The organism is Burkholderia cepacia complex sp. TUM26381 (assembly GCF_057439935.1).
This window is the reverse complement of record NZ_CM172007.1, coordinates 604,880-620,465: the sequence shown is the minus strand read 5'-3', so window position 1 is coordinate 620,465 and position 15,586 is coordinate 604,880. Positions and strand designations below refer to the sequence as shown.

Sequence of the window (15,586 nt, the reverse complement as noted above, 5' to 3'; positions counted from 1 at the left end):
TTCAACCAGCCTGGCGGATCTTCGGCGGTGCGGTCGATCGGTTGGCCCGGATCGGCCGATCGACCGCATCGCCTGCGGAATCATACTGCGTCCGGGCGACGAGGCCTGGAACGGAGGGTGCCGCGCGGGCGGTCGGATGGGGATGAGGCGCGGTCGCGCGTGGATGGCGACGGCGTGACGCCCCGCTCGCGCGTGCGAACGGGGCCCGGTGTTTCTTCAGCGCAAACGGGACGCTCGCGCCGGGCGATACCCGTCGTTTCGTTTCGGCAAAGGCTTCGCGTCAGCCGGCGTTGCCCTCGTCTTCGCCGAACCGGGAGATCGCGACGGCGCGCGTCCGCATCCGCTTGGCGCGGACGATCGGGTTCCTGCGCGACGTTAGACTCATCGCGCCGCGCAAACGGTCGAACGCGACATCCTCCTTCGTCCCGAAGCGGCTGACCGCAGGCCACGCGAGCACGTGGTCGAGCCACGTTTGCCACGTGTCGCCATGAAAGCGGCGGCCGACTTCCCGAACCGTGTCCGGCGCGGCAATCACGATGCCCGCCAGCAGGGAGTAAGCCCAGAAACTGCCGGCGCCCGTCAGTCGATCGAGCCGGCATACGGATAGCGCCGCGAACAGCCCGTCCACCGACGCGAGATCGGCGCGATGCGTTCCGATCGCCCGCGCAACGAGGTTGTGCCGGCCGCCGTACGCGGCAACCGACACCCCGTTGCCGGCAGCGAGTTCGGCCGAGAACATCGCGAGCGCGGCCATCTCGTCGATGCGGGCCGCGTCGTCGCGCGGGCCGCATGCGCGCAACACGATCGCGTCGATGACGGCGCCGGGGCGATCCGGTGTTTGCGCGCTTGTCGCCGCGATGGCGGTCAGTCGTTCTCTCAGGTTCTTCGCAGGCGGCGTCTCGCCGGGCGCGTCATTTTCGTGGGCGATGCGTTCGACGGCGTCTTCGTTGCTGCATTCGACGCCGCCGGCAATCCGTTCGAGCGCGGCCCAGCCGACCTCGGGGTCGTCGAACGCACACGCATCGATCACGCCGTGCGCGGTGTCGAATGCGGCGCGCGAGCCGGGGCAGCAACGTTCGGCCTCCGCGAGCTGCTGCGCGGAAGGCACATGCGAGCATGCGCCGAGCGGATCGGCCGGGTCGCACGCGCAGCCGCCGCCGTCCGTTGCGATCCACGGGACGAGCCGGTGGAGGATCGCGGCGGCTTCATGAGACAGGTCGACGCCGGCCTGCATGCGTATCGTGTGCGACGCGACGACAGTCATGTCGTACGCGTCGCCCGCCATCGCCGCGCAAGCAATCGCGTCGAGATGGTCGATCAGGTACTGCAGCCACGCGGCCGTGCGCAGCCGGTCAGGCGTCGCACCGCGGGCCTCGCCATACTTTGCTGGATCGGTAAGCATGGGTCGTCCGGGATAGTTCTGGTCGAATTGGAATCGTTTTGTTTCGATCGAGTCGGGGGCGCAGTACGTCACGCCGGCCCGGCAAGTCCACCCGTATCGGATCGCGACACGGGTGGCTCGGCCGTCACGCGGATAAGCGCGACGACGCGAATACATCGAGGAAGCGAAAACTCACGTGCGAACCACACGATCCTCATGCACGGGCGGGCGCCCCGCTTCGCTCGGTCATGGTTACTGTACGTGGAGCTTCGGCGACGTCGCGAGCGTCCCGGCGAACGTGCAATCACGCGGCAGCACGACGTTCATGAACGTCAGCGACGAGTCCGAGTCTTTCCATGTCGTTGCTATCTTTCCCGGCCCGCAAACCCCGAGCAAATTGACGTTCATCTGCGCGTTATTGATCGACAACTGCGTCGTGCTATCCACCTGTCCCGTCCACGGCGAAGCGCTGTTCGCGCTACCGGCGAACAAGCTGCAGAGGGGAGCCCCGGTGAACTGCGTCGACGTCACGTTGACGATACCGGTCGACGAGATCGTACCGTTGAACGTGGTACTGCAGACCGCGACAATCGCTCCCTTACCGACGTTCATCAACCCCGTCGCGGAAAACGGTTCGCCATTCGGATTCATCGGCATGCCGTCCATGCGCGAAACAGTCACTGCGAATGCAGGCACGGCCGAAACCGCGGCGAATGCCACAGTCGCAACAAGCAACGTGATTCGACGAGCTTTCATTTGTGAGGCCCTCTCTCTCGATATGCGGCGGCCTGCCACCCGAACTGCGGCCGCTCTGCGAATGAATCCGGCCGCCGCGCCGATACGCGCGACGGCACGAACCCATCGAAACCGCGAAAACCCGCCGCGCCTACCGCACGGCCCTCGCGCGCAACGGGTATCCGCTTCGATCCGCAATGCTTACTGCACGTGGAACTTCGGCGACGTCAGAACGGTGCCGCCCACCGTGCAGTCCGGCGTCAGCGTGGCGTTGTTGAACGTCAGCGACGAGTTCGCATCGCTCCACGCCGTCACGACCTTGCTCGGCCCGCACGCGCCGAGCAGCGTGACGTTCACCTTCACGTTGTTGATCGACAGCTGCGTCGTGCTGTCGGCCTGGCCCGTCCACGGCGACGTGCTGCTCGCGCTGCCGCTGATCAGGCCGCACGTCGCGCCGCCCGAGAACGTCGTCGACGTGATGTTGACGATGCCGGTCGACGTGATCGTGCCGTTAAAGGTCGCGGTACAGGGCGCGCTGATCTGCCCCTTGCTCAGATTCGTGAGCCCCGACGCGGAAAACGGCTCGCCGTTCGGATTCATCGGCTGACCGTCCACGCGCGAAACGGTGACGGCAAAAGCAGGCGCGGCCGAAACCGCGGTGAAAGCCACTGCAGCAACAAGCGATACGATTTTGCGAATGCTCATTTGAACTGCCCCCTCTCTTTACAAATGGCGGCACGCCGCCAGGAACGCAACCTTCCGGCCGGAACGATCCGGCCAGCCGGTCGCAGGAAACCGCCGGCACGCGTCATGCGCGCCGGTCGGCTCAGAACTTGTAGGAAATCCCGACGAACGTGATCAGCGGGTCGGCCTTCAACTTCGTGCGCGTGGTCGCGAGCGTCGAGCCGTCGGCCGCCTTGATCACGAGCGACGAGTAGGTCTTCAGCGGCATGTACGTCAGCGTCGCCGTCAGCCCCCAGTGCTTGTCGATCGCATAGCTCGCGCCGATGTTGTAGACCGGCGTGAACGACGACGACGCCTTGCCCTCCACCGACGTCGGCCCCGGCTTGCCGGCGCCGGCCGCGAGTACGCTGCCGAGGTTCTGGTTGATGTCTCTCGCGAAGTTGCCGTTCAGTTCGATGTTGCTGAACCAGCTGTACGCCACGCCGATCCCGACGAACGGCCGGAACCGCGCCGTCGACGAATTGAAGTAGTACTGCAGGATGATCGTGGGGCTCCACTGCCGCGCGTTCTTCACCGCCGGCTGGTTCGCCGGGTCGTCCATGTTGACGCTGCCGAGCGCACCGGCCGGGCCCGGCGGCTTGATCGTGCCGTGCCCGGTCAGCGTGAACTCGGGCGGCACACCGAGCACCGACGTCACCGCGATGTGGTCGGTGAAGAAGTGCGTGAGCGTGAGGCCGACCGTATCGGCGTTGTTGACCGTCAGGCTCGTACCCGGCGACGTGAACGAACCGGGCAGGCGCAGCGGCCCGTTGATCGGCATGCCCGCGAGATTCGTCGTCAGCCCGTTGGTCGAATCCTGCGGCATGATGTGCAGCCAGCCCAGCGTCGCGACGTTGTCGCCCGCCTGCTGGGCCGATGCGAGCGTCGACACGCCTGCGACGATACCCGCGACAATCAGCTTCTTCATGAAGTCTCCCCTCATTCTGTCCGGGCGCCGCGCATCTGCGCGCGGCGCCGCCGTGTCTCCATCCAGGCGTGCGTCACTGCACGAATGCGCCGACCGTGAAGTACGGGTTGCTCGTATCGTTCATGTCGAGGAACCCGAATACGCCGCCGGTGAACACGAACTTGCCGGTTGCCGGCCCCGACGCCGCATCCGCATGCACGGTCGTCACGACGCCCGGCACCTTCTGCGTGTAGTCGAGGTTCAGCGCGCGCGTGAGCGCGGCCTGCGACGCGTTGAACGGATCGAGCAGCGTGGCCTGTGCACCGATGAGCGCGGTCGCGCGGTAGTTGAACGCACTGTCGACGCCCGTGTACTCGCCGTCCTGCGAGCCCTGCGCGATCGCCGTCTGCGGGCTCAGGAACGAGATGCCCGATTCGTCGTCCGCGCTCGGCGGCCCTTGCGTGAGGTCCGCGTTCGCGGCGCCGGTGCGGATGAAGATCGGCACGAGCTGGTTGCGCAGCTTGCCGACGATCAGGATCCCCTTGCCGGCCTTCGCCGGATCGAGCGCGGCGAGTGTCGGCGGAATCTGCGGCAGGTAGTTGAGCGACTGGAACGCCGGCGCATCCGGACGCAGCGTGAACGGCTGGTTCACGGTCGCGCTCGACGCAAGCGGCTGCCCGCCGTTCTTCTTGCCGAAGTTGTCGGTCTCGACGTAGCTGCCGTCCGCGTTGATCGTCACCTTCTGGTCGAGCGCCACCGGCTGGAAGTTCTGCGACGGCACCTGGTGATAGCCGAGCTGGTTGTACGTGCCGGCGATCTTCGTCAGGTCGGTTTCGAGCGACGAGAAGCTGATGAACGGGTAGTACGGGAACGTCGTCTGCGGAATCTTGCCGACGCCGATCACGCCGTTGAACTGGATCGTCGCGCCCGGAATCGCGCCGCCCAGCACGCCTTCGCCGAGGAACAGCCGCGCGGGCCGGCTCGGGTCGAGGCTCGCGTTCTGCATCCGGAACGTGCACTGGTTCAGCTTCACCGTCGGCAGCCCCGTTTCGTCGGCCAGCGTGCCGTCGACCACATTCGCGGGGGCCGTGTCGCGCGTCGGCTGAACGGTGCCCGCGGTGGTCGGTACCGGCGATGCGAGGTAAGTCATCCGGTACGTCATCTTCGTCGTGTCGAGCTGCACCTTCACGAGTTCGCCCGACCCCGACCCGCCGATGAACACCGTGTTGTAGTCGATCGTCTGCGGGCACAGCCGGACCACCGGCGCGGGCGGCGGGTCGCCGTCTCCACCGCATGCGGTCAGCACGGGCGCGAGCGACGCCGCAGCCATCCATTGTTTCAAATTCATAGGAATCCTCTTGAAATTCGATTCGCCGGCGGCGACGCATGCGCCGCCGGTGTTACGTGTTCAATGCAGGGTTACTGGACGAACGCGCCGACCGTGAAGAACGGGTTGACCTGGCTGTTGTTGACGACCATCGCGTAGACGTTGCCAGCCGTCAGGATCCAGCCCGTATCGCCCTTCTTGAAGATCGCCACGTTGCCGTTCGCGCCCTTCGCGTTGAAGTCGCTGTTGGCCGTGACCGCGATCTTGCCGGGTGTGGCCTGCGTATAGTCCAGCCCGAACTGTGCGGTCTCCGACGACGTCTGGGGGTCGATGAAAGCCGCGGTATTGCCCTGGAACAGCGTCGACGTGTAATTCGCCGCGATGGTCGACACGGCGGTGCCGTCGCTGCAGTTGCCGGCGGCCGGCATGAAGAAATTGAACGTCGTGTTGTACACGCCAGGCAGGTCCGGATGCGGGACGAGCGCATTGAAGCTCGGCTTCGAAGTCGCTGCGACACTCGACGGCCCGTTGGAGGTCACCACACCACACGCGGATGCGCTCGTCGCACCGATGAAACCGCCCTTCAGCAGGTTGGTCGCAACAGCCTTGGAAGGCGCGAGCATCGAGATGCCGACTTCCGCATCGGCCACCGAGCCCAGCGGATTACCCGCCGGAGCATACGCATACCCGACGCGTATCACGATCGGCACCAGCGCGCCATTCAGCTTGCCGACGATCATCACGCCGTGTGCCTGGCTCGGCACGATGAGCACCAGCGGCTGTCCCTGGCCGGCCGTCGGATAGGCCTGCCCCGGTTGCGCGTTGCTGACGAATACGTTATCGGGTGTGCCGTCCGCGTTTTTACGCAACGTCCACGGCGTACCGGTCGTCTGGCAGGAGTAGTCGCTGCCTTGCGTGATCGTGCACGTCCCGTCCGCATTGAACGTCTGGTTCCAGTTCACGACGTCCGGCTGCCACCCTTCCGGAGTGCTGGTCTGATAGCCGGTACCGGGCGGAGACAGGTGAATGCCGACCTCGTTATACGCGCCGGCCACCTTCGTGAAATCCGTTTCGGTGTTGGTGAAGCCAATGAACGGGTAGAAGTCGAACGTACGCGACGGCACCGCCCCGATGATTGATCCAAAGACGTCGATGCCCTGGAACGCGATCGTCGCGCCCGGAATCCCGCCGCCCACCACGCCGTTGCCGACGAACAGCATCGGCGGATCGGCGCGGTTGATCGTCACCGAATACGTACCGTCGCTCGTCGCGCCGCTGTCGAGCACGAACGCGCAACGATTCTGCTCGGCCGTCGGGAGATTGGTCGGATGATGGAACGCGCCGCTGATCGTCAGGCCCGCGCGCGTGTTGTTGATCTGCCCTGCCGAGGTCGGCACCGACGAGTCGATGAACTGCATCTGATAGGTGAGCTTCGTCGTGTCGAACTTCACCTTCACGTATTCGCCGCTGCCCGAACCGCCCGTATACGTCGTCGTGTAATCGAGCGCGTCCGGACACAGCTTCGTCACCACTGGCGGCGTCGTTTCAGCACCGCTCGGCCCGCAGGCGCTGCCCGAGCACTGCGGCACGTTGATCGGCCCCGGATCGTCGCCGCCGCCGCAACCGGCGACGAACGGCAACGCAAGCACCGCGCACGACAGGATCGCCTTCCGCCATTCAGGAATGCAAATCATCAACCCCTCCTTTTCAGGTACGACAAGTCTCGTCCGGCCGGGCTGCATGGCCCGCCGGTTGGTATCGCGCCGCCGCACGAATGCGCGGCGCATGACGGTGCGCGCAAGGCAGCCGCGATGCCGGTCAGGCGGATGCGGCACATGCCGCGGCGGCAGACGAGCGCGCTCCCGCAGCGCCGTCATGCGGCACGGCGCCGTCGGAACGATCGAAACGGAAAGTGGTTCGCCGCTACACGGCGAGGTGACGACGCAGGCATGCGACCTGCGTCGCGCCTGCATGCAGCGAAAAATCGGGAAACGGCAGTCCGGCTGGCCCCGCGGATAGGCGTCTCATGGTGTGGTCTCCATCCGTACGCTTGATTCGTTATCGTGATGCGTCGTTTGTCGAGACTATGATCGGACCATTCAAACAAGTAAATGGATGCAGAGTTCCAAACGAATGAACCCGCGCGATCCTAGCGTTTACACGGTATTTGACAGATTTTCAAACAGCCTTCATTTTATTTGCTCAGACAAATACCGGGGCCATGGAACACGCGTTTGAACGGCGACCGCCAATCCGCGCCGAGCCAAGCCAGCCGGCCTTCAGCGGCCGCCGCGCATGTTGCAGCGCAACCTTACACGTCGATGATCGCGAGCGTGCCGTGGCTGCCGGGCAGCACCGCGTGACGGATGCCGGCCCGCGCGAGATACATCTGTCCGGCCCCGACCACGACCGTTTCCGCTTCGACTTCGAGCATCAGCGTGCCGTCGAGCACCAGCAATCCCTCGTTGTAGTCGTGCACTTCCGCCTCGTAGGGCTGCGCATCCATGCGCAGCACCTTGATCCGGGCCGGCCCGACCTCGCCGACGATCGTGGATTTCCATGCGGCGGCCTGGGCGTCCGCCACGGATTTGAAATCGATCAAAGACATGCGCGCCGCTCCGTAAACGATGAAAGGAACGCATTATCGCGAGCGCGATGCGTTCCGTCCCGATACGGCGCAAGGTCCTTCGGGCAGCACAGTCGGCCGGCCGCACGCGCGGCGACGCGGTCACGGCCCGGTTTGCGGAAAATGCCCGCAATTGTTCGCTCAATTCAAATAAAGCTCTTTTTTATTGACTGATGACCGCTCAGTTCATGCCAATCCGGCATCGGCAATGCCCCGCCTTTCCATCAGAATGCATTTCGATCTACCGATTGCTAATATGGCGGTCCCGCGATCCCGCACCACAACGCCGTTCGACATGACGCCCGTTCGCCATGCCGTCCCCGGTCCCGTCCGCCTCGCAGCGGCGGCGACACCGGGCACGCGCGGCACCCCGCGTCGCGCCGGCCGGCCGTGCCATCCGTGAGCATGCAACCGATCCTTTCCGTCTCCGACCTCTCCAAGACTTACGCGTCCGGCTTCCAGGCGCTGAAGCACGTGACCCTCGACATCCGCCCCGGCGAGATCTTCGCGCTGCTCGGGCCGAACGGCGCCGGCAAGACGACGCTGATCGGCTCGATCTGCGGGATCGTCACGCCGACCGCAGGCCGTGTGACGGTCGGCGGCAACGATATCCGCGATCAATACCGCGCGGCGCGCGAAATGATCGGCCTCGTGCCGCAGGAACTGACCACCGACGCGTTCGAAACCGTCTGGGCGACCGTGTCGTTCAGCCGCGGCCTGTTCGGCAAGGCGCCCGATCCCGCGTACATCGAGAAGACGCTGAAGGCGCTGTCGCTGTGGGACAAGCGCGACAACAAGCTGATGACGCTGTCGGGCGGCATGAAGCGTCGCGTGATGATCGCGAAGGCGCTGTCGCACGAGCCGCGCATCCTGTTCCTCGACGAGCCGACGGCCGGCGTCGACGTCGAACTGCGCCGCGACATGTGGAAGCTCGTCGATTCGCTGCGCGAAAGCGGCGTGACGATCCTGCTGACCACGCACTACATCGAGGAAGCCGAGGAAATGGCCGACCGGATCGGCATCATCCTCGGCGGCGAGCTCGTGCTCGTCGAGGAAAAGCGCGAGCTGATGCGCAAGCTCGGCAAGAAGCAGCTGACCGTGCAGCTCGAGCACCCGCTCGCAGACGTGCCGCCTGCGCTCGCGCCGTTCGGGCTCGAACGCGCGGACGACGGCGCCGCGCTCGTCTACACGTACGACTCGCAGCGCGACGACGCGAGCATCGCAAAACTGATCAACGCGCTCGGCTCGGCCGGCATCGGCTTTCGCGACCTGCACACGACGCAGAGCTCGCTCGAGGACATTTTCGTCAGCCTGATCGACAACCGCCGCAACGGCGTGCAAGGAGCCTGACGCATGAACTGGCATGGAATCCGCGCGATCTACCGCGCAGAAATGGCCCGCACGCGCCGCACGCTGATGCAGAGCATCATCGCGCCGGTGATTTCGACGTCACTGTATTTCGTCGTGTTCGGCTCCGCGATCGGCTCGCGCATCAGCGACGTGAACGGCATCGGCTACGGGTCGTTCATCGTGCCGGGCCTCGTGATGCTGTCGCTGCTGTCGCAGAGCATCTCGAACGCATCGTTCGGCATCTACTTCCCGCGCTTCACCGGCACGATCTACGAGATCCTGTCCGCGCCGGTGTCGTACTGGGAGATCGTGATCGCGTACGTCGGCGCGGCCGCATCGAAGTCGATGCTGCTTGGCGTGATCATCCTCGCCACGGCCGGCCTGTTCGTGCCGCTGCACATCCTGCATCCGTTCTGGATGGTGTTGTTCCTCGTGCTGACGGCGATCACGTTCAGCCTGTTCGGCTTCGTGATCGGCATCTGGGCCGACAGCTTCGAGAAGCTGCAGCTCGTGCCGCTCCTGATCATCACGCCGCTCACGTTCCTCGGCGGCAGTTTCTATTCGGTCGACATGCTGCCGCCCGCATGGCGCGTGATCACGCTGTTCAACCCGATCGTCTACCTGATCAGCGGTTTCCGCTGGTCGTTCTACGGGCTCGCCGACGTGCACGTATGGATCAGCCTCGCCGCGACCGGGCTGTTCCTCGTGATCCTGCTCGCGATCGTCGCGTGGATGTTCCGCACCGGCTACAAGCTGAAGAACTGACGTGGCACGCGCCGCCCGCCGATGACGCATTTGGGCAAGCAGGCGGCGCTTTTCCTCTGATGCGGCAGTTTGTGGTCGCGTCTACTGAATGTGAAGCATCGGGGCCCTGGAGCATGCGCTGCGCGGCCCCTTTTTCATTTCAGAGGACGCCATGCCCGCCGCCACCGCTCCCGCCTCCGCCGCTGCCCGGCTCGAACGCCTGCCGTTCTCCGGCTATCACAAGCGCATCTTCTTCATCATCGCGATCGCGTTCTTCTTCGACTCGGTCGACCTCGGCACGATGACGTTCGTGCTCGGCTCGATCCGCAAGGAGTTCGGTCTGTCGACCGCGGCCGCCGGCCTCGTCGCGAGCGCGAGCTTCTTCGGGATGGTGCTCGGCGCGGCCGTCGCCGGCCTGCTCGCCGACCGCTTCGGCCGCCGGCCGGTGTTCCAGTGGAGCATGGTGCTGTGGGGCGCCGCGTCGTACCTGTGCTCGACCGCGCAGAGCGTCGACGCGCTGATCGTCTACCGCGTGCTGCTCGGCATCGGGATGGGGATGGAATTCCCGGTCGCGCAGACGCTCCTGTCCGAGTTCGTGCCGACCGAGAAGCGCGGCCGCCTGATCGCGTTGATGGACGGCTTCTGGCCGCTCGGCTTCATCACGGCCGGCGTCGTCGCGTACTTCGTGCTGCCGCAGTTCGGCTGGCGCACCGTGTTCGCGCTGCTCGCGATTCCCGCGGTGTTCGTGCTCGTCGTGCGCCGGATCGTGCCCGAATCGCCGCGCTGGCTCGAACATGCGGGCCGGCACACGGAAGCCGACACCGTGATGCACACGATCGAGGCGAAGGTGATGCGCTCGGCCGGCGTCACGACGCTGCCGCCGCCGTCGCGGCTCGCCGAACCGGTTGTGGCACGCGGCCACGGCGCGCTGCGCGAGATCTGGAGCGGCGTGTACCGTCGCCGCACGGTGATGGTGTGGCTGCTGTGGTTCTTCGCGCTGCTCGGCTTCTACGGTCTCACCTCGTGGCTCGGCGCGCTGCTGCAGCAAGCCGGCTTCGAAGTCACGAAATCGGTGTTCTACACGGTGCTGATCTCGCTCGGCGGCGTGCCGGGCTTCCTGTGCGCCGCGTGGCTCGTCGAACGCTGGGGGCGCAAGCCGACCTGCATCGCGTCGCTGATCGGCGGCGGTGCGATGGCATACGCCTATGGCCAGAGCGCACTGTACGGCGGCAGCACGACGCTACTGATCGTCACGGGCCTCGCAATGCAGTTCTTCCTGTTCGGGATGTGGGCCGCGCTGTACACGTACACGCCCGAGCTGTACGGCACCGGCGCGCGCGCGACGGGCTCGGGCTTTGCATCGGCGATCGGGCGCGTCGGCTCGCTGATCGGGCCTTACGTGGTCGGCGTCGTGCTGCCGGTGTTCGGCCAGGGCGGTGTGTTCACGCTCGGCGCGCTGTCGTTCATCGCGGCGGCGATCGCCGTGTGGACGCTCGGGATCGAGACGAAGGGCCTCGCGCTGGAGCAACTGGCGGCAGGCGACGAGACAGGCGGCAACGGCCGCTATCCGGCGACGGCGGCCGACAAGCTGTCCTGACCGTCGGGGTTGGCTGTCAGGCCGTGAACGCGTTCAGCGCCGTTCCCGGCCGCTACGCAAACCGGCAGGCTTCGGATCCGGGGCGACGCTGCTAGACTGCATCGACGCACCGGTTCACGCGCAGCCCTCGTTCAATACGTCGCGGCGAGCGCGCGACGGTGCCGTCCCGCCCCACTCCCCGCGCGAGGATTGCATCGATGGACCACGCCCGAATCGAAGAAATCCGCAGCGGCCTGTTTCGCGCAACGACCTACATCGACAAGCTGAAGCTCGGTTTCAGCCAGTTCTTCGTGCGCGCGCCGGACGGCGGCGTCGTGTGTATCGAAACGGGCACGCGCGCCAATTTTCCGCAACTGAGCGCGAGCCTCGCGACCGTCGGCATCACGCCGTCGATGGTGAGCAGCGTGATCGTGCCGCATTTCGAAGTCGACGAGATGGGCGCGCTGCCCGACTTTCTCGCGGCCAATCCGGCGCTCGTCGCGTACGGCCATCCGATGTGCACGCACGGGCTGGCCGACATCTTCGGCGTGCGCACGAAGCTGCTGAAGGACGGCGAGCCGACGACCATTGCAGGCGTCGACGTCGTGCCGGTCTTCACGAAGCATGTCCATCAATGGGATGCGCTGGTCGTGTACCTGCCGGCGTACAGGGCGCTGCTGTCGTCGGACATCCTGATGCGCTTCGGCGACGAGGAAACGGACGACCCGCTGCCGGTCATCCTCGAGTCGATCCGGCGCTCGGACTATCTGCCGTCGCTCGCGCACATGGCGAGCGCACTGCGGCGGATCCAGGCGCTCGATCTCGACCTCATCCTGCCGATGCACGGCCCGGCGATTACGCATGACATCCCGCGTGTGCTCGCCGGCGCGATCGCGCACTGCGAAGCCGCCGCCGCGTAAGCCGCGGCGGCGGCATTCCAATGGAGGTCGAGCGGGTGCCGGTCAGGCGCCGGCGACGACGAACTCTTCGGCCGCCTTGCGCTGGACCGCGGCCATCACGGCCAGTTCGCCCTTGCTGCGCGCGTCGCCGGACACGACACCCGTCGCGTGCTTCGCCTTCGCGCCCAGCGGGAAAAACACAAACGACGCGCCGGCCGGGGCCTTCGGCTCCGCACGCAGGCGTTTGTTCAGGATTTTCAGGTACTTCTTCTTCGAGACTTCCTTAGCAGCCATGGCACCCTCCGCGTCAACGTGGCGAGGATCAGCATACCAGTTTTGGCAGCGCGCTCCGCGGCGGCGCCCGCCGGCCGGCCTGTCATCGAAAATTCTTCGTGCACGATGTCGATTCGCGTCATTCTCGTGCGTCGTGTTGTCGTAACCGGTCTTTTTTGCCGTCGATACCGTCGGCGGTTGCCCCGTTCATTTTTCAGGAGATACGACAATGCGCGTCATGGTCATCGTCAAAGCCACCGCCGATTCCGAATCCGGCCGCTTGCCCGACACCGAAAGCATGGCCGAAATGGGCCGCTTCAACGAGGCGCTGGTGAAAGCCGGCATCCTGCTCGACGCCGACGGGCTGCGCCCGAGCAGCCACGGCAAGCGCGTCCATTTCTCCGGCAAGAACCGCGCCGTCATCGACGGCCCGTTCGCCGAAACGAAGGAACTCGTCGCCGGCTACTGGCTGTGGCAGGTGAAATCGATGGAAGAAGCCGTCGAATGGGTGAAGCGCTGCCCGAATCCGATGCCGGGCGACTCCGACATCGAGATCCGCCCGCTGTTCGAAGCCGCCGATTTCGGCGACGCCTTCACGCCCGAGCTGAAGGAGCAGGAAGCGCGGATGCGTGCGGAAGTCGACGCCCGGCCGAAGTCGTGAGCGGCGGGCGGGCGTGAACCTCGCGCCCGCCCCGCTTCGCACGGTTGCCGTCGGCCGTGGCGGCAACCGGCAACGTCACGGCCGCGCCTGCGTCCGTTCATGCGCCGGAACGGTGCCGCCCGAACCGGCAAACTCGCCCGCATGCACGGCGTCGCCGCGCCCGCGCTGCGCGCAGTCGTGCCGTATCGAGCGCCGTCCGGTACGCGTGGCCAGCACCAGCGCGATCGCGAGCAGGCTCGTGCCGAACAGGTAACTCGGCGGGATGAACCGCGCATCGGTCAGGTGCGCGACCACCGAGATGTAGAACGGCGCGAGCCCGCCGAACAGCGTCACCGACGAGTTGTATGCGATCGCCACCCCGGTCGAACGCCCTTCGACCGTGAAGATCTGCACGAGCATCCCCGGATGCGCGGCGCCCTGCAGCGTCAGGAACAGCATGCCGATCAGATGCACGATCATCAGCCGGTTCGCGGTCGGCGCGTCCAGCAGATACCAGAACAGCGGGAACACGCACACGAGCCAGCCGGCGATGAAGCAGCAGAACAACCGGTAGGGGCCGATCCGGTCGGCCAGCTTGCCGAACAGCGGCGACAGCACGCACGACAGGATGCTCGTGACGAACACGGCCTGCAGCGACGAGCTGAGCGGCAAATGCAGCTGCGATTGCGCGTAGTTCGGCAGGTACGCATTCCACACGTAGTTCAGCGACGTGCCGGCGATCATCACGCCGATCGCGCAGACGAGCGCATCGCCGTTCTCGCGGACGAACGCGCGGGCGCGCACGCCGGCCGGCGCCCGCGCGGCCGGCCGCGCGCGCATCCGCTGGAACGCCGCCGATTCGTCGACGTGATGGCGGATGTAGAAGCCGAGCGGGCCGACCAGCGCGCCGATCAGGAACGGTACGCGCCAGCCCCATTCGGCCATCGCCGCATGCGACAGGTAGCGCGACAGCAGGTAGCTGCCGCCCGACGAGAACATCGCCGCGAGCCCGAGCGACAGCATGTTGAAGCTGCCGTAGAACATCTTCTTGCCTGGCGGCGCAACCTCGTAGATCGACACCGACGACAGCGCGAACTGCGCGCCGACCGCGAACCCCTGCACGAGCCGGCCCGCCACGACGAGCGCCGGCGCGGCGATGCCCCAGGTCGCGTAGCCCGGCGTGAGGCCGAGCAGCAGCGACCCGACCGACATCGCGACCATGATCCACGACAACGCCTTCATGCGCCCGGCACGGTCCGCATACATCCCCATCACGACGCCGCCGACCGGCCGCGCGAGAAACCCGACGGCGAACGTCGCGAACGTCAGCAGCATCGATTCGCCGCGCCCGACGCCGGAAAAGAACGTCCGCGCGATCAGGCTCGAGAAGTAGCCGTACACCATGAAGTCGAACCACTCGAACGTGCCGCCGATCACGGTCGACACGATGACCTTGCGGGCCTGCCCCGCTTCGTCGCCGATTTCCATGAGCCTAGCCTCCAGTGCGCAATGCACGCAGCGTCTGCGCAAGGAAGTCCTGCACCGTCTCGACGGTCTGCATCCCGTTGTGCGCGACGTTGGGCAACGCGTCGAAGCGCACGCGGACACCGGCCGCCTCGAACGACGCCGCGAGCGCGCGCAGCCGCTCGGGCCGCGTCGCGCCCGCATCGTTGATGCCGGGCACGTACATCGCGCTGTCTTCGCGCACCGTGATTTCCCACGTCTCGAGATCGGCGCGGCCGACCACCATCTGGACCGGCACGCGCGCCAGCGCCGCCGCGTCGAACGGCTTGCCGAACTGCCGCTCGACGCCGCCGAGGCCGAGCCACCACGCCTTTTGCGGATCGAGCAGCGTGACGTTGCCCGGCGCGCCGATCGACACGGCCCACAGCCGCTCGGGATGCACATACGCGAAGCGGTGCGCGAACTGCCCGCCGCCCGAATAGCCGGACAGTGCGAACCGGTCGAAGCGCTTGCCGTAGCGCTCGCCAACTTCGCTCACCATGTCGAGCAGCACGCGGTCATAGCGGATGTCGCTTTCGGCGAGCCGCTTGAAGCCGTTGCGATTGCCGTCGCCGCACACGCCGACCGGAAACAGCGGGCACAGCACGATGCAGCGGTTCCAGCGGCCGAACGGCGCGAACGCGTCGCGGTACTGCGTGAACTGCCGCCCCGTGCCATGTATCACGACGACCAGCTCGACGTCGTTGTCCGGCGACCGGATGTCGTCCGGCACGTACAGCACGTACGGAAATCGCGCATCGTGCCGGCTCGCGTAGACCGTGGTCGAGCCGAGGTCGTACAGCGCCTCTGCGCGGGCTTCGCCGGAACCGGCCGGCGTCGTTGCGGTATCGAACATCTGTCTGTCTCCTGAATGATTCTGGTGTGCTGGATCGCGTGCGGGC

The 15,586-nt window shown here is 66.2% G+C and carries 15 protein-coding genes; 5 read left to right on the top strand and 10 right to left on the bottom strand.

What is annotated here, in order from left to right:
- Positions 1 to 280 precede the first annotated feature (280 nt).
- The 7 genes from ACWMMN_RS19585 to ACWMMN_RS19555 all read right to left on the bottom strand — a co-directional run bounded on the left by ACWMMN_RS19585 (position 281) and on the right by ACWMMN_RS19555 (position 7,681).
- A complete protein-coding gene (locus ACWMMN_RS19585; protein WP_486423815.1) occupies positions 281 to 1,402 on the bottom strand; it encodes a hypothetical protein in 1,122 nt (373 codons plus the stop codon).
- A gap of 231 nt (positions 1,403 to 1,633) precedes the next feature.
- Positions 1,634 to 2,137 carry an activator protein gene (locus tag ACWMMN_RS19580; RefSeq protein ID WP_486423814.1) on the bottom strand — a complete coding sequence of 168 codons (504 nt, stop codon included), beginning with the start codon at positions 2,135 to 2,137 and terminating at the stop codon, positions 1,634 to 1,636.
- Positions 2,138 to 2,317: 180 nt separating this feature from the next.
- A complete protein-coding gene (locus tag ACWMMN_RS19575; protein WP_059239188.1) occupies positions 2,318 to 2,821 on the bottom strand; it encodes a hypothetical protein in 504 nt (167 codons plus the stop codon).
- 121 nt (positions 2,822 to 2,942) lie between these two features.
- A complete protein-coding gene (locus tag ACWMMN_RS19570) occupies positions 2,943 to 3,767 on the bottom strand; it encodes an OmpW/AlkL family protein (protein WP_059239186.1) in 825 nt (274 codons plus the stop codon).
- 73 nt (positions 3,768 to 3,840) lie between these two features.
- Positions 3,841 to 5,094, bottom strand: coding sequence for a DUF2957 domain-containing protein (locus ACWMMN_RS19565; protein ID WP_486423813.1), 1,254 nt, complete (start codon positions 5,092 to 5,094; stop codon positions 3,841 to 3,843).
- A 71-nt stretch (positions 5,095 to 5,165) separates the two neighbouring features.
- Positions 5,166 to 6,767, bottom strand: a complete 1,602-nt coding sequence (locus tag ACWMMN_RS19560; RefSeq protein WP_059240913.1) for a DUF2957 domain-containing protein — start codon at positions 6,765 to 6,767, stop codon at positions 5,166 to 5,168.
- Positions 6,768 to 7,384: 617 nt separating this feature from the next.
- On the bottom strand, positions 7,385 to 7,681 hold the full coding sequence (locus ACWMMN_RS19555) for a cupin domain-containing protein (RefSeq protein ID WP_059239182.1): 297 nt from the start codon (positions 7,679 to 7,681) through the stop codon (positions 7,385 to 7,387).
- A 423-nt stretch (positions 7,682 to 8,104) separates the two neighbouring features.
- Here ACWMMN_RS19555 and ACWMMN_RS19550 point away from each other — a divergent pair, with 423 nt between their 5' ends.
- From ACWMMN_RS19550 to ACWMMN_RS19535, 4 genes are all read left to right on the top strand, one after another.
- Entirely contained in the window at positions 8,105 to 9,049 is a 945-nt protein-coding gene (locus ACWMMN_RS19550; RefSeq protein ID WP_059239180.1) for an ABC transporter ATP-binding protein, read from the top strand.
- Between the two features lie 3 nt (positions 9,050 to 9,052).
- Positions 9,053 to 9,814: an ABC transporter permease gene (locus ACWMMN_RS19545; RefSeq protein WP_059239178.1), complete on the top strand. Its 762-nt coding sequence runs from the start codon at positions 9,053 to 9,055 to the stop codon at positions 9,812 to 9,814.
- Between the two features lie 151 nt (positions 9,815 to 9,965).
- Positions 9,966 to 11,390 carry an MFS transporter gene (locus ACWMMN_RS19540; protein ID WP_340625724.1) on the top strand — a complete coding sequence of 475 codons (1,425 nt, stop codon included), beginning with the start codon at positions 9,966 to 9,968 and terminating at the stop codon, positions 11,388 to 11,390.
- A gap of 197 nt (positions 11,391 to 11,587) precedes the next feature.
- Positions 11,588 to 12,289, top strand: coding sequence for an oxygen-binding di-iron domain-containing protein (locus tag ACWMMN_RS19535; protein WP_342705341.1), 702 nt, complete (start codon positions 11,588 to 11,590; stop codon positions 12,287 to 12,289).
- Positions 12,290 to 12,331: 42 nt separating this feature from the next.
- Here the strand turns inward: ACWMMN_RS19535 and ACWMMN_RS19530 are convergent, their stop codons facing one another.
- Positions 12,332 to 12,562, bottom strand: a complete 231-nt coding sequence (locus ACWMMN_RS19530) for a hypothetical protein (RefSeq protein WP_059239172.1) — start codon at positions 12,560 to 12,562, stop codon at positions 12,332 to 12,334.
- Between the two features lie 208 nt (positions 12,563 to 12,770).
- Between ACWMMN_RS19530 and ACWMMN_RS19525 the strand changes: the two genes are divergently transcribed.
- Positions 12,771 to 13,202 carry a YciI family protein gene (locus ACWMMN_RS19525; RefSeq protein ID WP_059239170.1) on the top strand — a complete coding sequence of 144 codons (432 nt, stop codon included), beginning with the start codon at positions 12,771 to 12,773 and terminating at the stop codon, positions 13,200 to 13,202.
- 75 nt (positions 13,203 to 13,277) lie between these two features.
- On the opposite strand, the gene ACWMMN_RS19520 is transcribed toward ACWMMN_RS19525, so the two are convergent.
- Positions 13,278 to 14,669 carry an MFS transporter gene (locus tag ACWMMN_RS19520; protein ID WP_174993845.1) on the bottom strand — a complete coding sequence of 464 codons (1,392 nt, stop codon included), beginning with the start codon at positions 14,667 to 14,669 and terminating at the stop codon, positions 13,278 to 13,280.
- A 4-nt stretch (positions 14,670 to 14,673) separates the two neighbouring features.
- On the bottom strand, positions 14,674 to 15,426 hold the full coding sequence (locus tag ACWMMN_RS19515; RefSeq protein WP_486424082.1) for an alpha/beta hydrolase: 753 nt from the start codon (positions 15,424 to 15,426) through the stop codon (positions 14,674 to 14,676).
- Between the last annotated feature and the right edge of the window lie 160 nt (positions 15,427 to 15,586).